The sequence below is a fragment of the Bradyrhizobium sp. 187 genome (assembly GCF_023101005.1).
Classification (GTDB): domain Bacteria; phylum Pseudomonadota; class Alphaproteobacteria; order Rhizobiales; family Xanthobacteraceae; genus Bradyrhizobium; species Bradyrhizobium canariense_D.
The window spans coordinates 6,416,909-6,440,679 of record NZ_CP064693.1 but is presented as its reverse complement, the minus strand read 5'-3'; the positions used below and the strand labels follow the sequence as shown (position 1 = coordinate 6,440,679).

The window sequence follows — 23,771 nt, the reverse complement described above, 5'->3', positions numbered from 1 at the left end:
CATGTCCGTTTCACTCCATGGCCATCGCATGGTCGCTACTCGCCTCCGACACGGTACGCCGCAGCAACAGCACCAGAGGGATGGCGCCCAGCGAGAGAACCATCATCAATTTGAAGTCGTCGATGTAGCTGATGATGGAAGCTTGGTTCTGGATGACCTGATCGAGGGCGGCCCGTCCTGAGGCGGTCCATGGGCTCCACGCGTGCGCGATAACGCTGTTTCTCAATCCGGGACTAACCGCCGTGACATGGCTTCCGATGATGGCGTGGTTGATTTGGCCGTTCCTGGTCAAAAGATAGGAAACGACGGAGATCCCGACACTGGAGCCAACGTTTCGTGAGAGGTTGTATAGACCGGTTGCGTCAGCCCGCTGCCCTGGCGCAAGCGTGGCAAAGGTCACAGTGGTTAGCGGGACAAAAAGAAATCCGAGTCCCGCGCCCTGGATGAACCCGGTCACCGCGATCGTCCATTGCGAGACGTTGGGATTCCAACCGGTCATGTCATACAGCGCCCACGCCGTCAGCAGCAGACCAATCATGAGAAGCATCCTGGTATCGATCCGCCCGACCAGCCTGCCGACCACGAACATGCAGACCATGGTCCCAATACCGCGCGGACCCATGACCAGCCCAGCCGTGACGACGGGGTACCCCATCAGCGTTTGCAGATAGGGCGTCATCAGCGCCAGCGAAGCCAGATAGGTGATGCCGACGATGAAAATGAACAGCATTCCCACCGTGAAGTTGCGATCGAGGAACAGCTTCGGATTGACGAACGAGTCGTCGGCCGTGAAGGTATGAACAAGGAAGACGTAGAACGCCGATACCGCGACAACGGCCTCGATCAGGATCTCGAAGGAGGAAAACCAGTCGAGCTGCGCGCCCCGATCCAGAAAGACCTGCATCGCGGCGATAGCGATACTCAGGCTGCCAAATCCGACCCAATCGAGCCTGGCGGCTGCGCTGGTTTTAGTTTCCCGCAGGAAGAACGAGATGCCAGCAAGGGCAAGGGCACCAAGCGGCACATTGATATAGAAAACCCAGCGCCAGGTGTAATGGTCCGTGAGCCAGCCGCCGATGACCGGACCGAGCACCGGCCCGACCATCACGGACACGCCGAATAACGCCATCGCCGATCCCCGTTCTTCGGGGGTGTAGACGTCGAGCAGGATCGACTGGGACACTGGCACCAGCGCCGCGCCGAAAAAGCCTTGCAGCAGGCGGAACGTCACGATCTGGACCAGCGACTGCGCGATGCCGCACAGCACGGATGCGATAACGAAGCCGGCGACCGCCGCCATCAGGACCTGCCGGCGCCCGAACTTGTTGACGAGAAAGCCGGATGGCGGGGTCATGATCGCGGCGGCCACAATGTAGGATGTCAGTACCCAATTGATCTGATCCGCGCTGGCCGAAACGCTCCCCTGGATGTAGGGAAGCGCGACGTTGGCTATTGTGGTATCCAACGCCTGCATGATCACGGCGAGGATCACGCAGGCCGTGATGGCGGGCCGGTTGATCCGCCGAGCCTCGACGGCCGTGGAATCAGTCATTTTCGCTTTCCCAGGTCGAGGAGCTGAACAGGTCAGCGATGAAACTGGGCAGTCCGCGCTCGTGTCCGGTGTCGACGTTCAATTCCACGCTCATACCGACGCGCAATGACGGCTTGTCGGGCGCATTGTTGACTCGGATACGCATCGGAATGCGCTGGACAACCTTGACCCAGTTGCCGCTGGTATTTTCGGCCGGAAGCAATGAGAAGCTCGATGCCGACGCCGGGCTTATGCTTTCGACCGTGCCAACCCATCGCTTACCAGGATAGCTATCGACGTCGACCGTTACCTTCTGTCCGGGCTTGACATAAGTCAGTTCCGTTTCCTTCGGACTGGCTTGAACCCAGACATGATCGGTCGACACGATGTTGAATGCTGTTGCTGCGGCGGCGAGATATTGGCCAGGCTGCAACGACGGCACGTTGGTCACGATTCCGGCGAAGGGTGCTTTGACAACGGTATGGGAAAGCTGGCGCGCGCCCTCGTTGCGCGCGGCCAGCGCATCATTGTAGCGCGGATGATCCTCAATCGGAGCGTCCGGATTGCTGTTAAGGTTTGCGGCGATTCCGGCAAGCTGCGCTTCCAGCGAGGCCAGCTTCTGCTGCGACGCTTGCAGCGTATTGCGGGCCGCGTCAAAAGTCGCGCGCGGGGTGAAGTCGTTGGTGATCAACTGCTGCTGGCGCTTGAAGTTGACATTGTTGAAATCGACATCAGTCTTGGCCTGCTCGACCTGACTCTGCATGTTGCGGTAGCTGGCCTGCAGCGCGACGAGATCGTTCCGCGTGTTTCCGATCTGGGCTTCAGCGCGATCCAGCGCCAGCCGGAATGGCAGGTCGTCCAGCTTGAACAGCACGTCGCCCTTCGCAACCTTCTGGTTGTCGTGAACGAACACGTCGGTGACAATCCCGGAAACGTCGGTGGACAATCCGACCATGTCGGCCTGGACGTAGGCGTTGTCAGTCGACATGACAGCGCCCCCCGTCACATAGAGATAGCCGCCGACGATCAGCGCCACCGGCAACAAGCCAAACATCAGAATCCGCTTTCGGGATCTTTTCGGTGCTCCCGGAGCGGCCGACGCAGGCAGGTGCTTCGGTTCGCCAGACGACTTGCGATCGTCCGACCGCTCTTTCGCTGCCGGCTCGGCGGCTGCATCTGCGTCTGGAGCATCCCTCGCCTCCGGCGGATGGCGCGTCAAACGATAGACCTTGTCCTCAGCGCCCTGTGAATCACCATGGGGGATGGCCTTTTCGACGCCGTCACCGTGCCGTTTGGGATTTACTTCGCCGGTACTACCCATGACTTGCTCGCCTCTGCTTTTCCACCGAAGTCGCACGCTTCGGTGAGGTTGAATTTCAGAACTCTGAGGGTCTGCAGCAGGCGCAAACCGTCCGCCTCGGATAGACCAGTCAACCCCTCGCGGCGGGTGATCTCGCCGAGCTTGCGCGCCTGCATCAGCTTTGGCCGGGCTGCCGGCGCAAGCCGGAGGATCCGGACCCGCCGGTCCGACGAATCCGGATGTCGTTCGATCAGTACGCAGGCCTCTAGCTTGTCCAAGATGCGCGAAAGGGTGATCGGCTCTATGTCGAGGAGTTCTGCCAATCCGCTTTGGTTGATGCCTTCGTTCTGGGCCAGATAGGCCAGCGCCTGCCATTGCGATCGCGTCAACCCGGATTCGCGGGAAATCTGCTCAAACCTTTTCCTGAGCAGCCGCGCGACTTCGTGCAGCAGAAAACCAAGGGTGGGGGATTCGACCTCCATGGTCCATCTCCTACGTAAGCTTATTATGAGCTTGCTTATCGTTTTAATAAGCTTGCTTATGAAAACGGCAAGCGCGCGTCCCTTGTAAACACGTCATCGTGAAGGGGACGGATCATCGGTCGCAATGAGCGCATCCTCAAAGAAGTTGCGACTGCCCTGCGTCGGCCGCTTGCGCTGCTTCTCCTTGAAAGCATCACAATGCGCACCGATAGGTCCTTCGGACGAATGCAGCTTTTGCGACCGGCTCACAGGGCTGCGATCCGAATTTCTCATGCGAAGAGCAGCGAGAGCCGAATAGATGACTGTGGAAGAGCGAGAGCAGCTCTGGGCAGAGGCCATGCGCGCCGAGCGGCGCGGCGAAGCCGTCGTATATGAGCGCATGCTCAAGGAACTTGCGTCTACCCTGCGTCGATCGCTAGCATCGCGTCTCGTTCGTGTGGGCTTCGGTGCGCATGAGACTGAAGATTTGGTGCAGGAAATACTCATAGCTCTGCACAACAAGCGGCATACCTGGAATCCGGCACGGCCGTTCCTGCCATGGTTGCACACGATAACTCGCTACAAGTTCATCGACTTCATGCGCCGCCGCCGAAATGACACGCGGCGGCGTGTCGATCTGCCTCTTGACGATTGGCTCGAAATGGTTGACCCGCCGTCCGACGAGGCCATTCGCTCAACATGGGAGCTGGATCGCCACCTTGCGGTACTGCCCGTTGGCCAACGCAAGGTCGTCCGCGCGATTGCGGTCGAAGGCGCATCCGTCCGCAACGTCGCCCAGGAGCTTGCGACCAGCGAGGGCGTGGTCCGGATGACGCTGCACCGCGCGATCAATCGTCTTCTGGAGGCTGCGGACGCTACTCCGACGATCACACGACGCTCAAGGAGCGGGCATGACGAGCACCGATGACCTCATTCATTCCCTTGCGAGCACGGCCGGCACGCGGCGGCGGGGCGCTTCCCTCCAGGTCGTTTTCGCAGTCACTGGTGTCGCGTCGTTGGCGTTCGCGCTCCTTCTCCTCTTTTCGATTATCGGCATCCGCCATGACTTCGCCGATATGGCGGTCCGCATGCCGTTCGCGTTCAAGGTTTTCTACGCAGGCGCCCTGGTGGTGGGAGCGTCGGTCGTGGCCCTCTACGCCGCGACACCCAGCGCATCTGCGACCGCGTTGTACGCTGTGTTGCCCGCGACCATTTTCCTGGCCTGCGGCGTCATGTTCGATCCAACCGGTTTTCCGATCATGGGGATGACCAGCACTGCCGCTGCTATCTGCGTGGGCCGCATTCTTTTTCTTTCGCTGCCAGCTATGATCCTGACCTTCGTCTTCATGTGGAAAGCCGCGCCGACGCAGCCCCTTTTCGCGGGAGCGGTCCTTGGAATGCTTTCCGGATCTATCGGGGCTTTGGCCTATACCCTGGCATGCAGGAATGACGGCACGGCCTTTGTCGCGATCTGGTACGCAGTGGCCTGCGCCATCATGGCGGCCGTTGGCGCCATCGTTGGGCACCGTGTCCTGCGCTGGTGAGATAGCGGCGCTATGTCTGTGGATCGAATCGGTCCGGATCGGAAGTTGCGTGCCTCTGGCCCATGCCACCTCTGCAGCATCGACCGCGTCCCGCTCTATTGCGCCTTTCTCAGCCACCGTGCTGTCGTCTATCTTGAGTTCCCCCGAAATGCACGGTTCGCAAGCGCGAATAGGCGCTTGAATTTGCTGGATCGCCTCTTTCACCAAGCGGGCTGTTTATGCCACGTCCTGAGCCAGGTGCCGGTCCGTGCGGTCTCGCTGACGATGCGAAGCATCTCTGTCCGGGTGTCGTGCCTTGCGAACTCGGCGGCCATCGCGGTCGCATGCGCGCGAAAGGTAGGCTTTGCCAGAACGGTGCGGACAGCCTCGCCAAGAGCGCGCGGTGCAGGCTCGTTGGTGGCGAGATTGATGCCGACGCCGGACCACGCAATGCGCGCGTTGACATCGGCCTTGTCTTCCGTCAGCCCGGCGGTGACGATCGGGATCCCGAAGCTCAACGCCTGGTTCACGCTGCCATAGCCCCCATTGGTGACGAAGACGTCGGTCTTGGGCAAAATCCATTCGAAGGGCAAATAGCTTGCCATTCGCGCGTTATCGGGAATGGGACCCGGGATCGCATCGACTGGGCGACCGCCCGCGGTCGCAACGACGAGCAGGTCGGGCTCCTTCGCAAGAGCCTCCAGGGTGGGGCGGACCAGAAGGTCAAAATCATGATTTGCCACTGTTCCCTGGGTGACCAGCACCACCTTGCGCGAACCATCCAGATCGCGCGCCCAGGACGGTAGCGGCACCTGGTTCGGCATGATCGGCGGCGTGCCGACGAAATGCACCGTGGCCGGAACGTCACGCGGATACTCGAAGCCCGGAACCGAGAGCTGCATATAGGCATCGGCGAGCTCAACGACGGATTCGAACATGCCTGTCGACAGCGGTCCGACACCAAGCTCTTTCAAGATCTTATTCAGGCGAAGCGCGATTGGTAGGTTGACGATCCGGTCATAATCGCGCGCGATCGCCGCATATTCGTCGCGCTGCGCTTGGTTGCTCGCCGGCGGCAGGCCCAGGAAAAGTGGCGCGCCGTCATCGCGTCGCAAGTGCAGGATCGAGGTGCCGCAAAGAACGATCGGCGGTCGCTCCGAGCGCGGCCCAAGCAGCATCGGGACGACGCCGAACATCATGTCATCGCCAACAATGATATCTGCCGGAAAATCGCGCAAGGCCCGCCGCATCCCGGCATACTGCGCGGGAATGGTGTCGACAAAGATGCGCTCCAGGGCAACACGCAGCCATTCCGGGCCTGGGGCGATTTCCTTCAGCTCAGGCACGACCGCATGGTGGTCGCGAAGATCGAGATCGGCCTCCGGTGGAAAGGCCAAGAACTTTGCGCCGACGCCCTCGATGCGCTGACGCAGCGCGCTTCCGGTCAAGAACACGACCTCGTGATGTTCTTCCATCAGGCTGCGGCCGATCGGTAGCAACGGATTGAGATGACCCGTCGCGGGCGTCGAAACGATGAGAACTTTCATGTATTTCTCCTGCTGTGAATCTTGGTGTGGAACGCGATCCGGCATTGCCGGAGGTCAGTCCGACTTGGGTGTCTCAGTTGGGGGGTGGGTCGGGCGCGGAAGAGCGTAACGACGTCCGCCCTTGCGCTTCAGCTTCGAAGTCGCGGAATGAGGCGGGTGGCATTCCCGCTGCCGATGGACTCCAACTCGACCGCGGACAGACCAGCGTCTTCCAACATCTTGAACTGGCCCAGGCCGAAATAGGGATAGTCGCTGCCGTAGGTGATTTGAGACGCGGGCACGAGCTTGGTCAGAGCCGCCATCGTCGGCGCGCTGGTCGCGTTGGCGGTGTCGTAGTTGAGCCGCCGCAGTTCACCGAGAATCCCCGCCGGCGCGAACTCCTTCAAATTCGGACGTATCCCGTAGAAGGCGTCAATACGGCCCGCCATCATCGGGATCGTTCCGCCGGCGTATGAGAACAGCCACCGGATTTCGCGCCATCGTGCAAAACCGCCTGAGAGCAGGAGGCTGGTGACGCATCGCGTGGTGTCGTGCGGAACTTCAATGACCGCGGGAAACGTGCCGACGCTGAGGGTGCCGCAACAGTCGGCAACGAGGGGATGAACGTATACGACGGCACCGCGCCGATTGAGCTCGTCGAACACCGGTCTGTATTTGCTATTGCCGAGCCACTTGTCCCCGTAGCTCGACTGGAGACCGACGCCATCCGCCTTCAAGGTGTCGAACGCATACTCAATTTCCTTGAGCGTTCGGTCGATGTCGATCATCGACAGCGTCGCGAGCAGGCCAAAGCGGCCGGGCTTCTCGCGCATCCATTCGGCCGCATAATCATTGCAGTCACGGGCCATTTGGCTGGCCCTCTCGGCATCGAGATCGAACCAGACCCCGGGGGTCGACGCGATCGACAACACCGCGGTTCGGATGCCCGCCTCGTCCATCGCTTCGATCGCCTTGCCTTTGGACCAGGCCACCTGAGAGGGAAAGTGCGGCACTTGGCGCGCCTCTTCCCATTCGAGCCACGCCTTCTGGTAGGCCGGTGGAAAGAAGTAGTGATGGGTGTCGATCAGCATCGTGCTCGGTGCCGCCGCTGATGGCTTCGCGAACAAGGCAGCAGCCACGCCAAGTGCAGCGGCGCCCTCGATGAAGCCGCGGCGCGACGAATGGCAATAAGTGCAAGTACCAGACTGGTGACGGCCGAATACGTTTGTCATGTAGCCTCGTTCAGGCACTGCTATGCCAATGTTGACCAGGTACGACCCAGATTGCCTTCAGGGCCGAGGCGACGATATCGTGTGAAGGTTGTCGAACAGCGCAGGGCCCCTGATCCGAGTGCCGAATTTAGCGGCCAGGGCGATCAATCGGTAGGCTCAGTTCCGGCATTTCTTCGGAACAGTTCTTCGAGTCCTCCCGGGGTGAAGAGCACCAGCATCCGGAGGGGATTATCTTCGGAAGGATTGCACCAGGCATGCGCTACGCCTCTTCCGATGGTGACGGACGAACCGGCACCGGCCTCCGCTCGACTGTCTCCATTTGCGATGAGCGCTTTTCCCTCCAGAATAATGAAGTGCTCTTCCTCATTATCGTGAACGTGCATGGGCACACCGTTTCGCGGATCCGCAATAACCTCCAGCATCGAATAGGCACCGTTCACTTCTTCTGAAGTCGTTCGGATGACATAGCGTTCTCCGCGGGTGACCTCCGACCACCTGTCCTCGCGTTCTTGATCGTTCAAGGGTTCCTTGGAAGAGTTTTTCGGATTCATCACGCTTCCTTTCTCGTTGTGAAGCCAAAAGCACCGAAATCGCATCAGGTTTCTCGTGGTATTTTCTCGTTACGAGTTCAACCAACTCCGGCGACCTCGATGGCTGGAATCGCCGCAACGTGCTCAAGCTCGACGGCATTACCACGCCCGAATATCGGATGTGGACCACGCTCATGCTCGGCGGTGTCGGCGTGCGGCCTGCCGGCCACGGGTAGATGCGCTTTGCGGCAATCAGGGCAGCCTCAACGGAAAATGCCGTGCTCGGATGCATCGAAGCTGCATATGCGGCAAGGGCTTCCACGAAGAACGTAAACGCCGACCGCCAAAGCGCAACACCACGGCGATCGACGCCCTCGTCCGCGCGACCGTTCCGAAGCTCTTTGGGAGGTTTTGTCTGAGCCGCGGGTATTGATGCAGGCCGCTCGCGGTTAACGCCACGACTATCCTCGTACTCTTCATCGATCACACTCCGTGACTGGCCACGCCGGAAAAATTGCGTTGCCTTGAGCAGTTCGACCGAAGAGAACGCAACGCAACACGGTCACCGACACGTGACGAATGGCCTCGTGTTGAAAACATTCCCGTGAACTTGTTACGACCGCGCCAATGGCGACGAACTGGATGATGTGAACTCGCAACTGTTGGGCTGAAAGGAAGGGGCCATGGACTTCGCAACGTCACCGACCGTCAGCTTTGGCATTTTTGATCATCTGGATCATGCGGGCGGGAGCCTTCGCCAGCAGTACAACGACCGACTGGAAATCGCCGCGGCGTGCGACGAGGCTGGCTTTCGCGCCTATCACGTCGCAGAGCATCATGGCACACCACATGGTCTGGCGGCTTCACCCAACTTGTTCTTGTCCGCCGTCGCGCAACGCACCAGAACACTGCGACTCGGACCGTTGGTGATGCTGTTGAATCTCTATCACCCACTACGCGCTTTCGAAGAGATCTGCATGCTGGATCAGCTGAGCGGGGGCAGACTTGATCTTGGCATTGGCCGCGGCGCCGTCCCACTTGAACTTTCGTTTTTCGGTGTTTCGCCCGCAGACGCACAACATCGCTACAATGAAGCGGCTGAGATTGTTCTCAAGGCCATGGAAACCGATACGCTTACCTACACGGGCCGCCATTTCAGCATCTCCGACGTGCCGATTACGCTCTCACCCTTCCAAAAGCCCTATCCACCGCTGTGGTACGGGGCGATGAAGCCGGAGACAGCCCGATGGGCTGCGGAGAACTCGATCAACATCGCTTGTGTCGGAGAGAGCAGCGCGATCCGGGCAATTACGGATGCGTACCGGGCACACTGGGTGGCTCGGCCGCCGCACTTGATGCCGCTGCTTGGCATGGTTCGCATTGTCGTGATCGCCGGGTCCGACGCTGAGGCGCGTGCTCTGGCCGCTCCCGCCTATGCGCGCTGGTTCAAGACATTCACCTTTCTGTCGCGCGTTGGCAATTTGCCCGTTCCGTCGAATCTGCCGAACTCGTTCGAGGAAGCCCTGGATGACGGTTTCTGCCTGGTCGGATCACCTTCCACGGTGCGAGAAACGCTCAAAAGCCAGATCGTTGAGGCTGGTGTTACATACGTCATGTGCCAACTCGCTTTCGGTGACCTGCCGCTCGCTGCATCGCTCCAGACGATCTCGGCCATGCGCTCGACCATCATCCCGGACTTCACTGGATGGGCCAGTCAGACCGTATGAGGGCTGGCCCCAATAGCAAGGCTCGCGCCGGCACTACGATCAATCGCGATCCCCAAAGCGGGGGTTGAACAGGTATCACCCTCCACCCGCCAAAGAAGGTCATTCATGCCCAACACCACTCCAAAGCTACTTGCCGCCACAGTCCTGTGCGCTCTGCTGAACGTGTTCCCCGCGGCCGCGCAGCAAGGACCATCACGGATCCGCGGAACCATCGACAACGTCGACGGCAACAAACTCACAGTTACGGCGCGCGACGGTACAACGCAGAAGATCGGCCTGGCGAGCGACGTGGTCGTCACAGGTCTCGTCAAGACCACGCTCGCTGACGTGAAGCCCGGCTCCTACGTCGGCGTCACCGGAATGCCCCTACCCGACGGCAGCCAGAAGGCGATCGAGATCCATATTTTTCCTGAGTCAGCGCGTGGCACCGCAGAAGGCTTTCGCCAGTATGACTTGCGCCCGAACAGCACGATGACCAACGCGACCGTCGCACAGGAAGTCGATGGCAATGACGGCAAATCCCTCTCGATCAAGTACAAGGACGGCGAGAAGAAAGTCATCGTTTCCCCGGATACGCCGATCGTCAACTTTGTGGATGGCGCAAAGAGCGAACTGACGGCTGGCGCCAAGATCATTGCATTCGTCGCGAAACAGAGCGACGGCACACTATCATCGAAGCGCGTGCTGGTCGGTCGTGACGGCATCACGCCGCCGATGTAAGCCGCATTCGACAACAATCAAGAGTTCGACAGATCGGCGCCGCGACCGGACGCGACGGCGGCATCGTCTCTGCAAAAAGGCGCAGGCATCGGACGGTTGTCGTCGCCGACGCGAACAGGATCGGCGACGACAACGTCTCAGCCCGCATGATTGTAAACTTTGCGAGGACAACTTCATGCTCACCCGCTTTCTATTCAGCTTTACTGCTCTTTCGCTTTTCGCGATTCCCGCGATCGCTCAGAACATTCCGGCCAAACTTGCGCCTCCGCAGGAGGCACCGCTGGTCGGCAAGTACACCGCGAAAGGCGTTCAGATATATGTCTGCACCTTCAAAGGGGCCGGTAGCGAATGGAGCTTCAAGGCCCCCGAGGCCGAACTTATCGACGCGCAGGGCAAACCATTCGCCAAGCACTACGCCGGCCCGACCTGGGAAGCTTCCGATGGCTCGAAGATCGTTGGCAAGATTTTAGCGAGTGAGCCCGCTCCACAGACGGGCGCGATTCCTTGGCTGCTGTTGTCGGCAGCATCCGCGGGATCGGGGGTACTTGGAGGCGCGCGTTTCGTCCAACGGGTCAATACCTCCGGCGGAGTCGGCCCAACCGGCGCGTGTCCCACGGCCGGAACAGAGCGGCGTGCCGATTACACAGCTGACTACATCTTCTACAAGTGATTGGGTTCGCTGGCATCGGCTTGTAGCCAAAAACACAGAGCTCACACTCGCGGGATCCATCTTGCGGGGCTCCGTCAAATTTCTGCCTTCTTTAATTTCGAGCGATCCTTGATCTCTGGCACTCAGCGGAAATGGCCCGCTTGCCGAACGTCCGCTTCGCGCCAAAGGACTAAACCGCTCGCGCGGTAGAACGCCGCGGCTGGCGACACGGCGAAGCAATAGGCGACCTCTCATCGTGACGAGCGGGGCAATTGGTGCGTAGCTGGCGACGATCCGATGATCGAGGACGTGCTGATCTGGAAGTTCGTGGCAGAGCACCAACCATTGCACAAGAGCCAACTCGAATCCTCGATCGCGATTGTGTTTAACGTCGCGCTAGTTGGACCCCGTCCAGGCATCTCGACGTAAGCAGACTTACAATTGCGGTGATGCTCTTGACGAGCAGCTCGAAACAGTTTCGGCTCTGATAGCTCCGGGGGCTTTCCAGCCGCCAGAGATCAGTTTGCCTCATGGCCTTCAAATATCGAGGAGCTCACGTTTAGATTGTGTGGTGTGGTATTTTTGCTATAGCCAAGCCATTGAAAGTACAGGTGCCGCCAAACATTAAATCCCCATAGGCGATGGTCCTGATCGTCTGAAGGTTGTTTGACGCGACTAGCTCGATCACGCGGCATCGTCCTACGTCCCCCAGCGCGGTTTCCTCCTTTGGAGGCTTTCGGACGCCGGCCCCCGTGTGCGCGGCAACACCGTCATGGGGCCGGCATCCGAAACCCTTCACAGAAGCAGTCATTCTTCTCAACTCGGCTGTTGACCCAGCGTCGTCTCCCGACGATTGAAGTCCCGGTTCATCAGATCGCCGGGCGCGACGGTCCCTGTGCAAGCGTCAGCAGAACGGCAGCCAATGCCGCGGCGGCCTTGTCGGGCCGTGCCTTCTCGTAGATCGCGAATTCGAGGTCAGGAAGCCGCGGCAGCCCCTGTTCCACACCGAGAATGCGCAAGCCCGCGATCAGCGCGCTGGCAGGAAGCGGGGTGATGGCGAGGCCCGCGAGCACCGCCGCGCGCACGCCTGTCAAACTGGGGCTGGTATAGACGATCTCCCAGGTCAGTTCGTTGCCGTCGAGCGCGGCGAGAGCAGCCTCGCGAGAAACCGATCGCTCGCGATACAGGGCCAGCGGCAGCGCCGCCCCCGGAACATGATCGAACGTGTCGGCCGCGGCCCAGACCAGCGGCTCACGCCACACCAGACGCCCCTTCGAGGTTCCGAGCGGGCGCTTTGCGAACACGACGTCAAGCCGCCCCGCATTGAGTTGCTCGATCAATTCCGCGCTGACACCGATTTGCACCTCGAGCTTCACGCCCGGATAGAGCTTGGCGAAGCGGCCGAGCGCCGAAGGCAGCGAGCCGCCGGCGACCTCCTCGACCACGCCGAGACGCACCATGCCGGACAGCCGCGGCGCCGCCAGGCGATGACGGGCCGCTTCCTCAAGTTGCAACAGGCGACGCGCGTCGCCAAGCAGCATCTCGCCATCGTCGGTCAGTGCGACACTGCGCGTTGTCCGCCGGAACAAGGGCCGTTTGGTCTCGAGCTCAAGCCGCTTGATCTGCTGGCTCACCGTCGACTGCGTCAGGTTGAGCCGCTCCGCGGCACGGTGGAAACCGCCGCAATCGGCCACGGCGACAAAGGCGCGCAACAGCTCGAAATCCAGCATGGGATTGATCCTCTTTCCCGATCAATCATATTACGAAATGTCGTTTTTGTAATCAATCATGGCCTCCTACCTTTCGCTTCAGGGACAGCGAAGGAGAGTCATCATGTCAGACACGTCACGGCGCGGAGCGGATCGCGCCTCCCGTCTCGCGCGGGCTGCCGCGCTCAGCAGCACGGGCGGAAAGGTGTGCCCCGCCGACCGCGCAACGCGATTGCTCGAAGCCATCATCGAGCCCGTCGACCGCGTGACGATCGAAGGCGACAATCAGAAGCAGGCGGATTTTCTCGCCTCAGCCCTGGCCAAGGTGGATCCTGCGCGGGTGCACGACCTGCACATGGTGCAGTCTGTGCTGGCGCTGCCCGACCATCTCGCCGTATTCGAGCGCGGTATCGCCAACCGCCTGGATTTCGCCTTCGCGGGGCCGCAAAGCCGCAAGCTGGCCGAACTGGTCGCGAACAAGACGGTGAAGATCGGGGCGATCCATACCTATCTCGAACTCTATGCCCGCATGCTGGTCGACCTGACGCCGCACGTGGCGCTCATCGTCGCCGACAAGGCGGATCGCAATGGCAACCTCTACACCGGCCCCAATACCGAAGACACGCCGACAATCGCCGAGGCCGCAGCATTTCGCGGTGGCATCGTCGTCGCACAGGTAAACGAGATCGTCGATCGGCTGCCGCGCGTCGACGTGCCCGGCGACTGGGTCAATGTCGTGGTGCCGAGCCCGAAGCCGTATCTGATTGATCCGGTGTTCACGCGCGATCCCGCCAAGGTCCGGAACGAGAACGTGCTGATGGCGATGATGGCGATCGCGGCAGTTTACGAACCCTACGAGGTGCAGCGGCTCAATCACGGCATCGGCTATGCGACCGCGGCGATCGAACTGATCCTGCCAACCTACGCCGCCAAGCGCGGACTGAAGGGCAAGATCGCCAGCCAATTCGTGCTCAACCCGCACCCGACCCTGATCCCCGCGATCGAAGCCGGCTTCGTCGACAGCGTCTATTGCTTCGGCTCCGAGCTGGGCATGGAACGCTACGTCTCGAACCGCGCCGATATTTTCCCGGTCGGCGCCGACGGCAATCTGCGGTCCAACCGCGCTCTCGCACAGGTCGCCGGACAATATGCCTGCGACCTCTTCATCGGCGGCACGTTGCAGATCGACGCGCAGGGCAACAGCTCGACGGCCACCAAGGACCGGATCACGGGCTTCGGCGGCGCGCCGAACATGGGCGCCGACCCGCGTGGCCGCCGCCACGACAGCCCCGCCTGGCGGCGCGCCGGCCGAGAGGCGGGCGAGAGCCTGCGCGGACGCAAGCTTGTGGTCCAGATGGTGCAGACCCATCAGCCGAATGGCGCACCGAGCTTTGTCGAACGGCTGGACGCGTTCGATCTCGCTGCCTCGGCCGGCTTTGCGCTACCGCCGGTGATGATCCATGGCGACGACGTCACGCATGTCATCACTGAACGTGGCGTGGCCAACCTCTTGCGTTGCCGGTCGCCGCAGGAACGCGAGGCGGCATTGCGCGCCGTCGCCGGCGATACCGAGTTCGGCAGGCGGCAGCCGTCCGAAACGAGCGACAGCCTGCGCCGCCGCGGCATCGTGATGTTCCCATCCGATCTCGGCATCGATGTCAGCACCGCAACCCGCGACTGGCTTGCGGCCCAATCCATCGACGATCTCGTGTCGGCGTCAGGCGGACTGTACGTGCCGCCGGCGAAATTCCTCCCGGCCACGGTCGCCCACGTTGAACACAGGAGGCAACAATGACCCCGAACACGCAAACCTCAAGCGGCCTGCTTAACTCGAAACCCGCGCCCGTCGATCGGGCGAAAGAGCTCGCAGCAACGTTGCTGTCCGAACGCAGTGAGGCGTCAGGAGCGCTGGTCGCGCGGCGATTGCACGAGGTGCTGCGCGCCCTCGATGCGGACGACCGGCACGGCTTCGAGCGCTATCTCGCCACGGAGTTCCAGCCCGACGAAGTGGCCCTGCGCACGGCAGCGGAGCGCTATCTCGCCACCACCACGGCCGAAGCCGCAGCCGCGCTCGCGCGAGCCGCCGATCCGCCGCGGCAGGAGCTGCTGCGGCGCATGAACATGGCGCCCGGGGGCACCGGCGCGCTGATCGCGATGCGCAGCGAACTCACCGCGCATCTGCATGACGAGCCGGAACTGAAGCTGCTCGACGCCGACCTCAGGCATCTCTTCGCCTCGTGGTTCAACCGCGGCTTTCTCGAACTGCGACGGATCGACTGGCAGTCCTCGGCGGCGGTGCTGGAAAAGCTGATCGCCTATGAGGCGGTGCATGAGATCAAGGGCTGGGACGATCTGCGGCGGCGCCTTGCGCCCGACCGCCGTTGCTTCGCCTTCTTCCATCCCGCGCTTGCCGGCGAGCCGCTGATCTTCGTCGAAGTCGCGCTGGTGCAGGGGTTGGCTACCGCGATGCCGCCGCTGCTCGCACTCGAGCCGGATGAAGCGGCCGCACGGGCGCAAGCTGCGCGCGCTGACACCGCGATTTTCTATTCGATCTCCAACTGCCAGGACGGCCTGCGCGGCATATCGTTCGGCAATTTCCTGATCAAGCAGGTGGTCGAGGAGCTCGAGGCGGAGTTTCCGCAGCTGAAGCGCTTTTCCACCCTGTCGCCGGTACCTGGGTTTCGGCGCTGGCTCGGTCAACGGCTTGCGAATGGCGGCGATCCCGACGCCGCGCTGTTGCCACAACTCGAGAGCGGCGGCTGGTGGAATGACCCGGCGCAGAGCGAGAAGCTGCGCGCGCCCTTGCTGCGGCTTTGCGCCCGCTATCTGACGCGGCAACCCTCGATACGCATCGACCCGGTAGCGCGCTTTCACCTCGGCAACGGTGCTCGGTTGGAACGGATCAATTGGCTCGGCAACGCCACGCCCCGTGCGATCCAGGAATCCTTCGGCGTCATGGTCAACTATCTCTACGACCATGACAGCATCGAGGACAACCATGAGGCGTTTGTGCGTGACAGGACCATCGTGCGTTCGCCCGATGTCGACGCACTGCTCGAAACTCGCACCAAGGTGGCTGAAAATGGGTGAACGACGATACGACATCGAATCTCGGGCGTCCGGTGCCGCTCAGCACCGCCCACGCCATAGAACCAGACATTCCCATCTATCCTTGAAGGAAGAGATATCATGACGATGAACAGACGCGCGTTTTCCGCCGCCCTCGTGACCGGTGTCGCGGCTTCGCTGATCTCCACACGTGGCATGGCCGCAAATTCAACTCCGGTGAGGGCAAGGAACGTCGTGCTTGTGCACGGGCTGTTCGCCGATGGCTCGTGCTGGTCCGAAGTGATAGCGCAATTGCAGGCGGCGGGGCTCAACGCCACGGCCGTGCAAAATCCGCTGACGACGCTGCCTGAGGCGGTGGCTTCTGCCGAGCGGGTGTTGGCGCGGCAGGACGGCCCGACGGTGCTTGTGGGTCATTCCTTCTCCGGGATGATCGTCACCGAGGCCGGCGTGCATCCGAACGTCTCCGCGCTGGTCTATGTGGCGGCGCGCGCGCCGGATGCGGGCGAGGACTACATGGCCCTGGCCAAGACCTATCCGACGCCGCCGGCGAGCGCCGGGATCGTATTCGACGGCGATGAAGGACGTCTCAGCGAAGAGGCATTTTTGCGCGATTTCGCGGGCGACCTGCCGAAGGCAAAAGCAAAAGTGCTCTACGCAGTCCAGGAGCCATTCCAAAAGACGCTGCTCACCGGCAAAACCACCAACGCGGCCTGGCGATCCAAGCCCAGCTATTATGCCGTTTCGACCGAAGACCGCACCATCAATCCGGACCTTGAGCGCTTCATGGCCAAGCGGATGGGCGCCAAGACCATCGAAGTGAAGGCCAGCCATCTCTCGCTGATCTCCCATCCCGACGAAATCACGCGACTGATCCTGGAGGCTGCCGGCCGGCGCGGATGAGGTGAGAGGGTGAGGCCGAGTAGAAGACTCGGCTTCACAGACAAGAGGCACGGTCCAGCCGGGGCCGCGTCTCCCCGCTCAGACCGTCGCTGTCCACCTCAACGAAACATATCGGGACATGTTTTCGGATACCGGCTTGAGGCCTCTACACCCCTAATGAGAAGGGCAACGAACATGGATATCTTGAACATAGTGACCTCGCCGCGGAAGGAAAAATCCGCGTCCACCGCCATCGTCAATGCATTCCTCTCGGAATATAGAGCGCATACAGGCAACGTCACCGTTGATACGTTGGATATTTGGCAAGAGCAACTTCCCGAGTTCGACGCGGAAGCGATCAGTGCCAAATACCAGGGTGTCTCAGGCGAATCGATGACGCCGGTCGAGACGGCAACATGGGAAAAGATCAGAGAGTTGGCCTCACGCTTCCAACGGGCAGATCGCATCGTCCTGGGCGTGCCGATGTGGAATTTCTCTGTCCCCTACAAACTCAAGCAGCTGATCGATCTGTCTTGTCAAAGAAATTTGCTGTTCACGTTCGACGGAGAATTCTATGGACCGTCGTTGAGCATTGATAAGGCTTTCGTCGCTTATGTCAGGGGACAAAGCGACGAGGCAGGGTTCAAAACTGTCTCTCAGCCTGGCTTCAAGTATCTCAGCGGTTGCGTTGAGTTTTGGCTGCAGTTCATAGGCGTCCGCAGCGTTGTATCGCTTGCCGTCGAACACACTTGGGATGGCCGCGCGGTCGACATGATCGAGGCGGGAAAGAGACAAGCGGCGGCGTTGGCGAGGCAGTTTTGACTGCTGTCGCGTTCAATTCAGGAACTGCACGAAAGGAGCAAGGAGCCATGAAACGCTTTGGATCTGCCACCTGGAGCGGCGGCCTGCGTGAAGGCAAGGGTTCGGCCTCGACCGAAAGTCGCGCGCTGGAAACCTATCCTTACACGTTCTTCAGCCGCTACGGTGAAAAGCCGGGTACCAATCCGGAGGAACTGCTTGGCGCGGCTCATACCGCCTGTTTCACCATGTCGTTCGTCAGACTACTCGGCATGGCGAACTTCGTGCCGGAGCGGGTCGACAGCAAATCGGAAGTCGTTATCGACAAGGACGGCGATGGCTTTTCCATTACCTCGGTCCATCTCACCGTCACCGCGAAGATACCAGGCATCGACCAGGCGGCGTTCCAGTCAATCGCCGCAGCAGCAAAAGGCCGGTTGCCCTGTCTCCAAACTGATGAAGGTCGAGATTGGCTTCGGAGCCACTCTCCTCTCGTGAGTCTGCGCCGAAGGGGCGCGCAGGGTGGATCGCCGCGCTGTGCGCCTCTCTTATTAGAGCGAAATGAGACTAGGCTTGGTCATATCCGGCATTGGTGAAGTAGTTTGCGCACTCAGCGGATGTGACTGTGTCGAGGATCGGCAGGATGGCGGCTAAGGCGTGCGCGCACTCAGCGCATCAACGCAATTGGTGCATCCTAAACCGTGGAGGCTGCAGATGCCGTTTGTAACCTTCACCGTCCCGCGCGGCCTCAGCGCCGCCGACAAGTCCCGCTTATCGGAGGCAATGTCAGAAGCCCAGGTGGCCGCCGGCTATCACCGAGCCGACCGCTTTCACCGCTTTCTCGAGGTTGACCGGGATGACCTTCTGATAGATCCCCGCTTCCCCGACTACGCAACAAATAGAACCGATCGCTTCATGGTCGTTGAGGTCATCATCTCCAGCGGAAGGCCGACGGGAACCGCCGCCACCATTGCGGACGAAGCGGTCAGACTGTTCGGCGAGCGCCTACACCTCGCGCCCCAGGACATCCTGTTCGCCTTCTACGAGGTGGAACCGAACCTCCCGCGCTTTCCTGCTGCGTCGACCAGGCGAGATCCGACAGCGGATGTCTAAGCCGCCGAAGCGCGACCAGCTCGTGGAGGCAGCGAAAGAGCTACTCGGGGAAGTGGGCTACGGGGTCATGTCGCCTTGCGACATTCAAGCCTGAAGCGCGCCAAGCCCGGCATATCTGATGGCGGCCGTAAGGCCGCATTGTGAGGCGACGTGAGTGCAGCCATCTCCGATAGGGGATAGCGAATTCTGCCATAGGTACTTGCTGAATCGGTTCTTAACGCGGATCGGTGGCGAGTCCGATCCCAAGCCCGTTGCTGCTAAACTTGGTACGGCTGCAATACTTGTAGTTCGTTGCTGGTACTTACCCACATCGGCAATTTGCGAATGTCCGCTTCGCGCCGATTTTGTTGCAAAAGTCGGTTGAGACAAGTCACGAACCGTGATTCCGTTGTGTTGACGCGAATCTCGGCGAGGTCGATCCATGATGGGCCGTCTGAAGAGTGACCAAGGTCAACTGTTCTACGAGTTTCGTCTTGGCGACGCGATACCCGAAGATCATCTGGTGCGGAAGATCGATGCTGCTCTCGATCTGTCCTGGCTTCGCGGTGAACTAGCATCTCACTATTCGTCGATGGGGCGCCCGTCGATTGATCCGGAACTGATGATCCGGATGCTGGTCGTGGGGTATGTCTTTGCGATCCGCTCGGAACGGCTGATCTGCCGTGAAGTGCAGGTGAACCTCGCCTATCGCTGGTTCTGCAAGCTTGGTATCGAGGACGCTGTCCCGGATCATTCGGCATTTTCGCGCGCCCGCAACGAGCGCTTCCGTGATGGAGATGTTCTCCGCCGCGTGTTCGAACGGATTGTCGAGACATGCATTGCCGCCGGTCTGGTTGGTGGCGAAGGATTTGCAGTCGATGCGAGCCTGATTGCGGCCGACGCGAACAAGCAGCGCTCGATCGCAGGTCAGGACTGGCGCAGGGATCGCGATCCGGCCAGGTCCAGCCGCGCGGTGAAGGAGTATTTGGCAACCCTCGACGATCCGGCGTGGGGCGCCGCCAGCGATGTCATCCCGAAGTTTGTCTCGCCATCCGATCCGGCAGCGCAGTGGACCGGCGCTCACAAGGGGCCGGCATTCTTCGCGTACTCCGACAACTATCTCATCGACGTGAAGTTCGGCGTCATCGTGGATGTCGAGGCCTCCCGCGCCATTCGCCAGGCCGAGGTCGGTGCAGCAAAAACCATGATCGAACGAACCGAGGAGCGCTTTGGTCTCAAGCCAGAGCGACTTGTCGGGGATACCGCTTACGGAGCGGCTCCGATGCTGAACTGGCTGGTCGAGGAGAAGGGCATCGCGCCGCATATCCCTGTGTTCGATAAGTCGAAGCGGGATGATGGCACCTTCTCGCGGAGCGACTTTCGATATGACCCAACCGGGGACGTTTACCACTGCCCGGGTGGTAAGCGGCTTGGGACGAGCGGTACCGTGCACGAGGGCAAGACCCTTCTGTATCGTGCCAGCAAGCTCGACTGCGATGTATGCCCGCTCAAACCGCAGTGCTGCCCAAAGGAACCATCACGCAAGATCCCGCGCGATATCCATGAGCATGCCCGAGACGTTGCCCGGTCGTTCGCTGGCACCGAGGGCTTCGAGCTCTCTCGGCGTCAGCGCAAGAAGATCGAGATGAGGTTCGCACACTTGAAGCGCATCCTGAAGCTTGGTCGGCTCCGATTGCGAGGCCCGCAAGGTGCCCAGGATGAGTTTGTTCTAGCCGCCATCGCTCAGAATCTGAGGCGGTTTGCATCGCTGGTCGCACGACCGCCGCCGGCTCAGGTTCTGCGCATCGCGTAGCGTAGCGTCAAAGTTGCGTAAAATGCGTCAGGGCCAGCGCTTCAAAGCGCGGCCCAACAAAAGGCCCAGCGGCCAAATCCATTGCAGCCAACTTTTGCAACAAAATCGGCCAAAAGCTGCCGCTCGGACATCGCATGACAATTCGAAGTGTTGCCAGAAGCGCGGAATTGCTCGGCTAATGACTTTGGGATCGCCGCATGACTTGAGCATGCGACCTACGGTTTCGCAAACCTTTTTCAGCTCAACGATTTCACTAGCTTAGGTTCGTCATGTTGCAAATGTGTTGCATCGACCGGCCCCTCGCGTGGAGTTGCCTAGTTTAAATTCGCCACAGTACGCCCAGCGCGTCTCCCTCACCGCTTGAGACCCGGACAAATGTGAGACGTGCTTCCGAACGGTGAGCCGGTTCGAATATTGGAAGTCAATTCCCTCCTCTGCGAAGGAGTTTCAAAGGCTTTATGCCCGATGTCCGTATGATCGACCTGCGACCGGCATGAAAGTCGGTCGCAGGTCGGCTATTTTGCTTACCTATCCCATTACTCGATGGTCAGCGTCTCCCGCTGCGCGCAGGTCTTCTTGACCCGGTTCTTGCCGCGACCGCTTGCGTATGTGCTGTCGCGCACCTTCGACACCACGCCCTCCAGTCCGAACTTGCAGGCGTGGACAAACGTCTCACCGCCCTCGATCTCGAAACTCTCGCTGAACTGGACGTCGGTCCCCGTGATGATCCTCTTGAGGACGGCCTTGCGTTGGTAGAGCGGAAGCTTTCGCAGGTCGCGGCCGTTCAGGTAGAGCAGGTCGAAGGCAATCAGCACGATACTTTTGGAGCCGCCCTTGAGCTCGTTCTGCAGCACCGAGAAGTCGGTCGTGCCGTCGGCAGCCGGCACGACGACCTCGCCGTCGATGACCGCCGAACTCGCCTTGATGCGCCACGCGTCTTGCGTGACCTTCTTGAAGCGGTGCGTCCAGTCGTGGCCCCTCCTGGTGAACACCTTCACGGACTCGTGGTGCAGATGCACTTGGACGCGATAGCCGTCGAACTTGATTTCGTGAATCCACCGGAATCCGGACGGGACCCTCTCGATCGAGGATGCCAAGGCCGGCTCGACGAAATCCGGAAAGGGTGCCTTCACGCCGATATCGGCTGGCTTTTTACGCTGAAAGGCCACGAACGAACTCCACGCAACACCGTGATTCAAAGTGAGACAAGAGGATTCGTTCCGGAACCGTTGAATCCTTCGGCGTTGCACTGTCTCCACCTCTTAAGGAGCAGAGCGATGGCTGCAGCAGCGAAGAAGAAACGGCGCGAGGACGCAAACAGGACCGGGCCCGCATCGCTGGCGGGCAGAAGTACGAAGTCGGCTATGAAGCCAAGAAGACCGGCCGCTCGGCCTACGCCGTCAAGAAGGCCGTCAAGAAGGTCGGCAACTCCCGCAAGCGCGTTGAGAAGCGCCTCGGTCGTTAGGGGCCGCGAACGACAGCCAGTGGTGCCTGCGGTAGCGGGGTCCAGGCTGCTGGAGCGCGGCTAGAAAGCGTGCCACGAAATTCAGCGCGGTTATGCGCCCCTCCTGCCAACCTTTGTCGATGGCCAGCGAGTGGTCACGACGGGGCAGCTATCGCTCGAATCCCAATTGCAGCCTTGGCGACGCGATCGCCAACGTCGGCTAATCGGAGCCAGCCGGGCATTCGGGGCAGGTATCGCCGATCGAATCCGGTATGTTGCTTACCGCCGAGACTGCTTCCTCCGCCGAGATCCCGGCGGGCGCATGCTGGCGGGCAATGGCGATTGCGCGCTCGCGGGCGTGCGGATCAGCGCGGTCCTGCATCCAGCCGTGCTCCTCACACTCGCGGATGGCGCCGGCCTCCTGCAGCACCGAGATGGCCCAGCCGCGCAGCGTCCGGATCGCGGGTCGTCTCTCTCTCGTCATCAGCATCTGGATCGCTCCTGACAGGGCGAATCCTTGCGCCCGCCAATTCGTTCCGGCCTGCTAACACAGGGGAGGGATTCGAAATCGTCGTGACTGCAGTTTTTCCACGTGTTCCGCCCACCTTTTCAAAACGGCGTTGGGCCAATTGCGCAGCAGCGTGGTGCCAAATTCTTCGGGCCACGCAGTGGCAACGTAGCGGGCTATCGATCCACTCCATCCGGAGGCGGAAAGGTATCTGGAATCGAAGAAGCGAGCTCCTCAGCGTGCAGGATGACCTCTTGTCGGCGTTTGGGGTCGGCTATCCTGAAAAAGGCGCGCAGTAGCCGCAGCGCCTGGAAATCCAGGAGGCGGCTTGCCAGTTTGAACGTGCCCTCCTCCACCGATCCCTCATGCGTGCCGAAGAGACATTCGCTCGCGCGCGTTGCGGAAAGGCAAGCCCTTCGAGAGCGGGATAACGACGATCCCGTATTCCTACGGGCCGCGCCGCGGCTCATCCCTCGACCCCTCCGTCCTCCTTCTCGCCGGTCGCGACGATCTTGAGCGCACCCATCCGGCAGCGGGCACTGCAGCGCCTTGGCCTCGTCCCAGGAGGCGCGCATCCAGACGTCGTACTCCTCGGTCGTGGTCAAGATGACCGGCATCGCCTTCGGATGGACGAGTTTGACGTCGGCGTTCGGCTCGCAGGTCAGGAAGCCGAATATACGTCGACGGTGACTTCGCCCTCCCTCGCCTCGCGGACGGATGTCCAATTTGCCCGATGCCGCCGAACGCGAGCAGCGGTCGGCTTTCGTCTGGCGCAAACCAGTGCGGCCACGGGCATAAAACGCCCCCCACTTGGGCGCGTCGCCGTCGGCGCCGTTCCTTGCATGGCTCGGAGCCCTTTCATGAAGGCGGGCACTTGCTGGAATGATCAGGACTTAAACGCTTCGCCCGCACGCCTCGCGTCGCGTGCGTCCGAAATGCCTGACCGCGCTGGTGTGAACGCGATTCATGCCAAGCTCGTATTGACAAAGGTTCGGTCGGTCGATAGACCTTAATATAAGTGACCTGGTGACTTGGTAATACCCGTGCGGGGGTGCGCTTGTTAATTCCGGACCGTGAGCAAGACGCGTGGCGCCGCGGCGGTCAGCCGTGTCGCGATCAAGGGTATCGATCTCGACATCCCCTCTCGAGAATTCCTGTGCCTGTTCGGACCATCTGGCTGCGGCAAGCCGACGCCGCTCAATCTTATGGCCAACTTCGAAGTCGTGAATACGGGCGCGCGGTGATGTTCGACAGCATTAA

The 23,771-nt window shown here is 60.9% G+C and carries 22 protein-coding genes and 2 pseudogenes; 14 read left to right on the top strand and 10 right to left on the bottom strand.

All coding sequences use genetic code 11. From position 1 onward, the window contains the following. Positions 1-10: 10 nt before the first annotated feature. The 3 genes from IVB19_RS31115 to IVB19_RS31105 are packed head-to-tail and all read right to left on the bottom strand — an operon-like array spanning position 11 to position 3,313. Entirely contained in the window at positions 11-1,552 is a 1,542-nt protein-coding gene (locus IVB19_RS31115) for a DHA2 family efflux MFS transporter permease subunit (RefSeq protein WP_247820601.1), read from the bottom strand. Continuing rightward, the gene (locus IVB19_RS31110; RefSeq protein WP_247820600.1) at positions 1,545-2,852 is read right to left on the bottom strand and encodes an HlyD family secretion protein; all 1,308 of its coding nucleotides are present in this window, start codon (positions 2,850-2,852) and stop codon (positions 1,545-1,547) included. Before IVB19_RS31110 ends, IVB19_RS31115 begins: the two co-directional genes overlap by 8 nt. After that, the gene (locus tag IVB19_RS31105; protein WP_247820599.1) at positions 2,831-3,313 is read right to left on the bottom strand and encodes a MarR family winged helix-turn-helix transcriptional regulator; all 483 of its coding nucleotides are present in this window, start codon (positions 3,311-3,313) and stop codon (positions 2,831-2,833) included. Before IVB19_RS31105 ends, IVB19_RS31110 begins: the two co-directional genes overlap by 22 nt. A gap of 298 nt (positions 3,314-3,611) precedes the next feature. Between IVB19_RS31105 and IVB19_RS31100 the strand changes: the two genes are divergently transcribed. After that, positions 3,612-4,220, top strand: coding sequence for a sigma-70 family RNA polymerase sigma factor (locus IVB19_RS31100; RefSeq protein ID WP_247820598.1), 609 nt, complete (start codon positions 3,612-3,614; stop codon positions 4,218-4,220). After that, positions 4,204-4,836 (top strand): NrsF family protein, encoded by a 633-nt coding sequence (locus IVB19_RS31095; RefSeq protein ID WP_247820597.1) that lies wholly within the window; start codon positions 4,204-4,206, stop codon positions 4,834-4,836. The genes IVB19_RS31100 and IVB19_RS31095 overlap by 17 nt, the downstream gene beginning before the upstream one ends. A gap of 200 nt (positions 4,837-5,036) precedes the next feature. Here IVB19_RS31095 and IVB19_RS31090 read toward each other — a convergent pair whose 3' ends face one another. The 3 genes from IVB19_RS31090 to IVB19_RS31080 all read right to left on the bottom strand — a co-directional run bounded on the left by IVB19_RS31090 (position 5,037) and on the right by IVB19_RS31080 (position 8,124). Next, the gene (locus IVB19_RS31090) at positions 5,037-6,362 is read right to left on the bottom strand and encodes a glycosyltransferase (protein ID WP_247820596.1); all 1,326 of its coding nucleotides are present in this window, start codon (positions 6,360-6,362) and stop codon (positions 5,037-5,039) included. Positions 6,363-6,490: 128 nt separating this feature from the next. After that, positions 6,491-7,573 carry an amidohydrolase family protein gene (locus IVB19_RS31085; protein WP_247820595.1) on the bottom strand — a complete coding sequence of 361 codons (1,083 nt, stop codon included), beginning with the start codon at positions 7,571-7,573 and terminating at the stop codon, positions 6,491-6,493. Between the two features lie 143 nt (positions 7,574-7,716). Beyond that, positions 7,717-8,124 (bottom strand): cupin domain-containing protein, encoded by a 408-nt coding sequence (locus IVB19_RS31080; protein ID WP_247820594.1) that lies wholly within the window; start codon positions 8,122-8,124, stop codon positions 7,717-7,719. 662 nt (positions 8,125-8,786) lie between these two features. Here IVB19_RS31080 and IVB19_RS31075 point away from each other — a divergent pair. The 3 genes from IVB19_RS31075 to IVB19_RS31065 all read left to right on the top strand — a co-directional run bounded on the left by IVB19_RS31075 (position 8,787) and on the right by IVB19_RS31065 (position 11,220). Beyond that, positions 8,787-9,830: an LLM class flavin-dependent oxidoreductase gene (locus tag IVB19_RS31075; protein ID WP_247820593.1), complete on the top strand. Its 1,044-nt coding sequence runs from the start codon at positions 8,787-8,789 to the stop codon at positions 9,828-9,830. 105 nt (positions 9,831-9,935) lie between these two features. Continuing rightward, positions 9,936-10,550 (top strand): hypothetical protein, encoded by a 615-nt coding sequence (locus IVB19_RS31070; RefSeq protein WP_247820592.1) that lies wholly within the window; start codon positions 9,936-9,938, stop codon positions 10,548-10,550. Between the two features lie 175 nt (positions 10,551-10,725). Further along, positions 10,726-11,220 (top strand): DUF3455 domain-containing protein, encoded by a 495-nt coding sequence (locus tag IVB19_RS31065; RefSeq protein WP_247820591.1) that lies wholly within the window; start codon positions 10,726-10,728, stop codon positions 11,218-11,220. Between the two features lie 848 nt (positions 11,221-12,068). On the opposite strand, the gene IVB19_RS31060 is transcribed toward IVB19_RS31065, so the two are convergent. Next, positions 12,069-12,929, bottom strand: a complete 861-nt coding sequence (locus IVB19_RS31060; protein WP_247820590.1) for a LysR substrate-binding domain-containing protein — start codon at positions 12,927-12,929, stop codon at positions 12,069-12,071. A gap of 103 nt (positions 12,930-13,032) precedes the next feature. Here IVB19_RS31060 and mdcA point away from each other — a divergent pair, with 103 nt between their 5' ends. From mdcA to IVB19_RS31025, 7 genes are all read left to right on the top strand, one after another. After that, positions 13,033-14,703: a malonate decarboxylase subunit alpha gene (gene mdcA, locus IVB19_RS31055; RefSeq protein WP_247820589.1), complete on the top strand. Its 1,671-nt coding sequence runs from the start codon at positions 13,033-13,035 to the stop codon at positions 14,701-14,703. After that, positions 14,700-15,998 carry a malonyl-CoA decarboxylase gene (locus IVB19_RS31050; protein WP_247820588.1) on the top strand — a complete coding sequence of 433 codons (1,299 nt, stop codon included), beginning with the start codon at positions 14,700-14,702 and terminating at the stop codon, positions 15,996-15,998. The genes mdcA and IVB19_RS31050 overlap by 4 nt, the downstream gene beginning before the upstream one ends. Before the next feature lie 99 nt (positions 15,999-16,097). Beyond that, positions 16,098-16,877 carry an alpha/beta fold hydrolase gene (locus IVB19_RS31045; protein WP_247820587.1) on the top strand — a complete coding sequence of 260 codons (780 nt, stop codon included), beginning with the start codon at positions 16,098-16,100 and terminating at the stop codon, positions 16,875-16,877. A 174-nt stretch (positions 16,878-17,051) separates the two neighbouring features. Further along, complete coding sequence (locus IVB19_RS31040) at positions 17,052-17,678, top strand: FMN-dependent NADH-azoreductase (protein ID WP_247820586.1); 627 nt, start codon at positions 17,052-17,054, stop codon at positions 17,676-17,678. A 47-nt stretch (positions 17,679-17,725) separates the two neighbouring features. Then, on the top strand, positions 17,726-18,250 hold the full coding sequence (locus IVB19_RS31035; RefSeq protein WP_524536714.1) for an OsmC family peroxiredoxin: 525 nt from the start codon (positions 17,726-17,728) through the stop codon (positions 18,248-18,250). Between the two features lie 118 nt (positions 18,251-18,368). Beyond that, positions 18,369-18,767 (top strand): tautomerase family protein, encoded by a 399-nt coding sequence (locus IVB19_RS31030; RefSeq protein ID WP_247820585.1) that lies wholly within the window; start codon positions 18,369-18,371, stop codon positions 18,765-18,767. 421 nt (positions 18,768-19,188) lie between these two features. After that, entirely contained in the window at positions 19,189-20,559 is a 1,371-nt protein-coding gene (locus IVB19_RS31025) for an IS1182 family transposase (RefSeq protein WP_026233905.1), read from the top strand. A gap of 542 nt (positions 20,560-21,101) precedes the next feature. Here the strand turns inward: IVB19_RS31025 and IVB19_RS31020 are convergent. Then, a pseudogene (locus tag IVB19_RS31020) lies at positions 21,102-21,728 on the bottom strand (ATP-dependent DNA ligase); the annotation flags it as partial. Between the two features lie 80 nt (positions 21,729-21,808). Here IVB19_RS31020 and IVB19_RS31015 point away from each other — a divergent pair. Next, the gene (locus IVB19_RS31015; protein ID WP_247821731.1) at positions 21,809-22,024 is read left to right on the top strand and encodes a DUF3606 domain-containing protein; all 216 of its coding nucleotides are present in this window, start codon (positions 21,809-21,811) and stop codon (positions 22,022-22,024) included. A 199-nt stretch (positions 22,025-22,223) separates the two neighbouring features. Here the strand turns inward: IVB19_RS31015 and IVB19_RS31010 are convergent, their stop codons facing one another. Then, positions 22,224-22,493 (bottom strand): hypothetical protein, encoded by a 270-nt coding sequence (locus IVB19_RS31010; protein ID WP_247820584.1) that lies wholly within the window; start codon positions 22,491-22,493, stop codon positions 22,224-22,226. Positions 22,494-22,977: 484 nt separating this feature from the next. Beyond that, positions 22,978-23,297, bottom strand: a pseudogene (locus IVB19_RS31005) (SOS response-associated peptidase family protein); the annotation flags it as partial. 287 nt (positions 23,298-23,584) lie between these two features. On the opposite strand from IVB19_RS31005, the gene IVB19_RS31000 reads away from it, so the two are divergent. Next, the gene (locus IVB19_RS31000; RefSeq protein WP_247820583.1) at positions 23,585-23,755 is read left to right on the top strand and encodes a hypothetical protein; all 171 of its coding nucleotides are present in this window, start codon (positions 23,585-23,587) and stop codon (positions 23,753-23,755) included. The last annotated feature ends 16 nt before the right edge of the window (positions 23,756-23,771 follow it).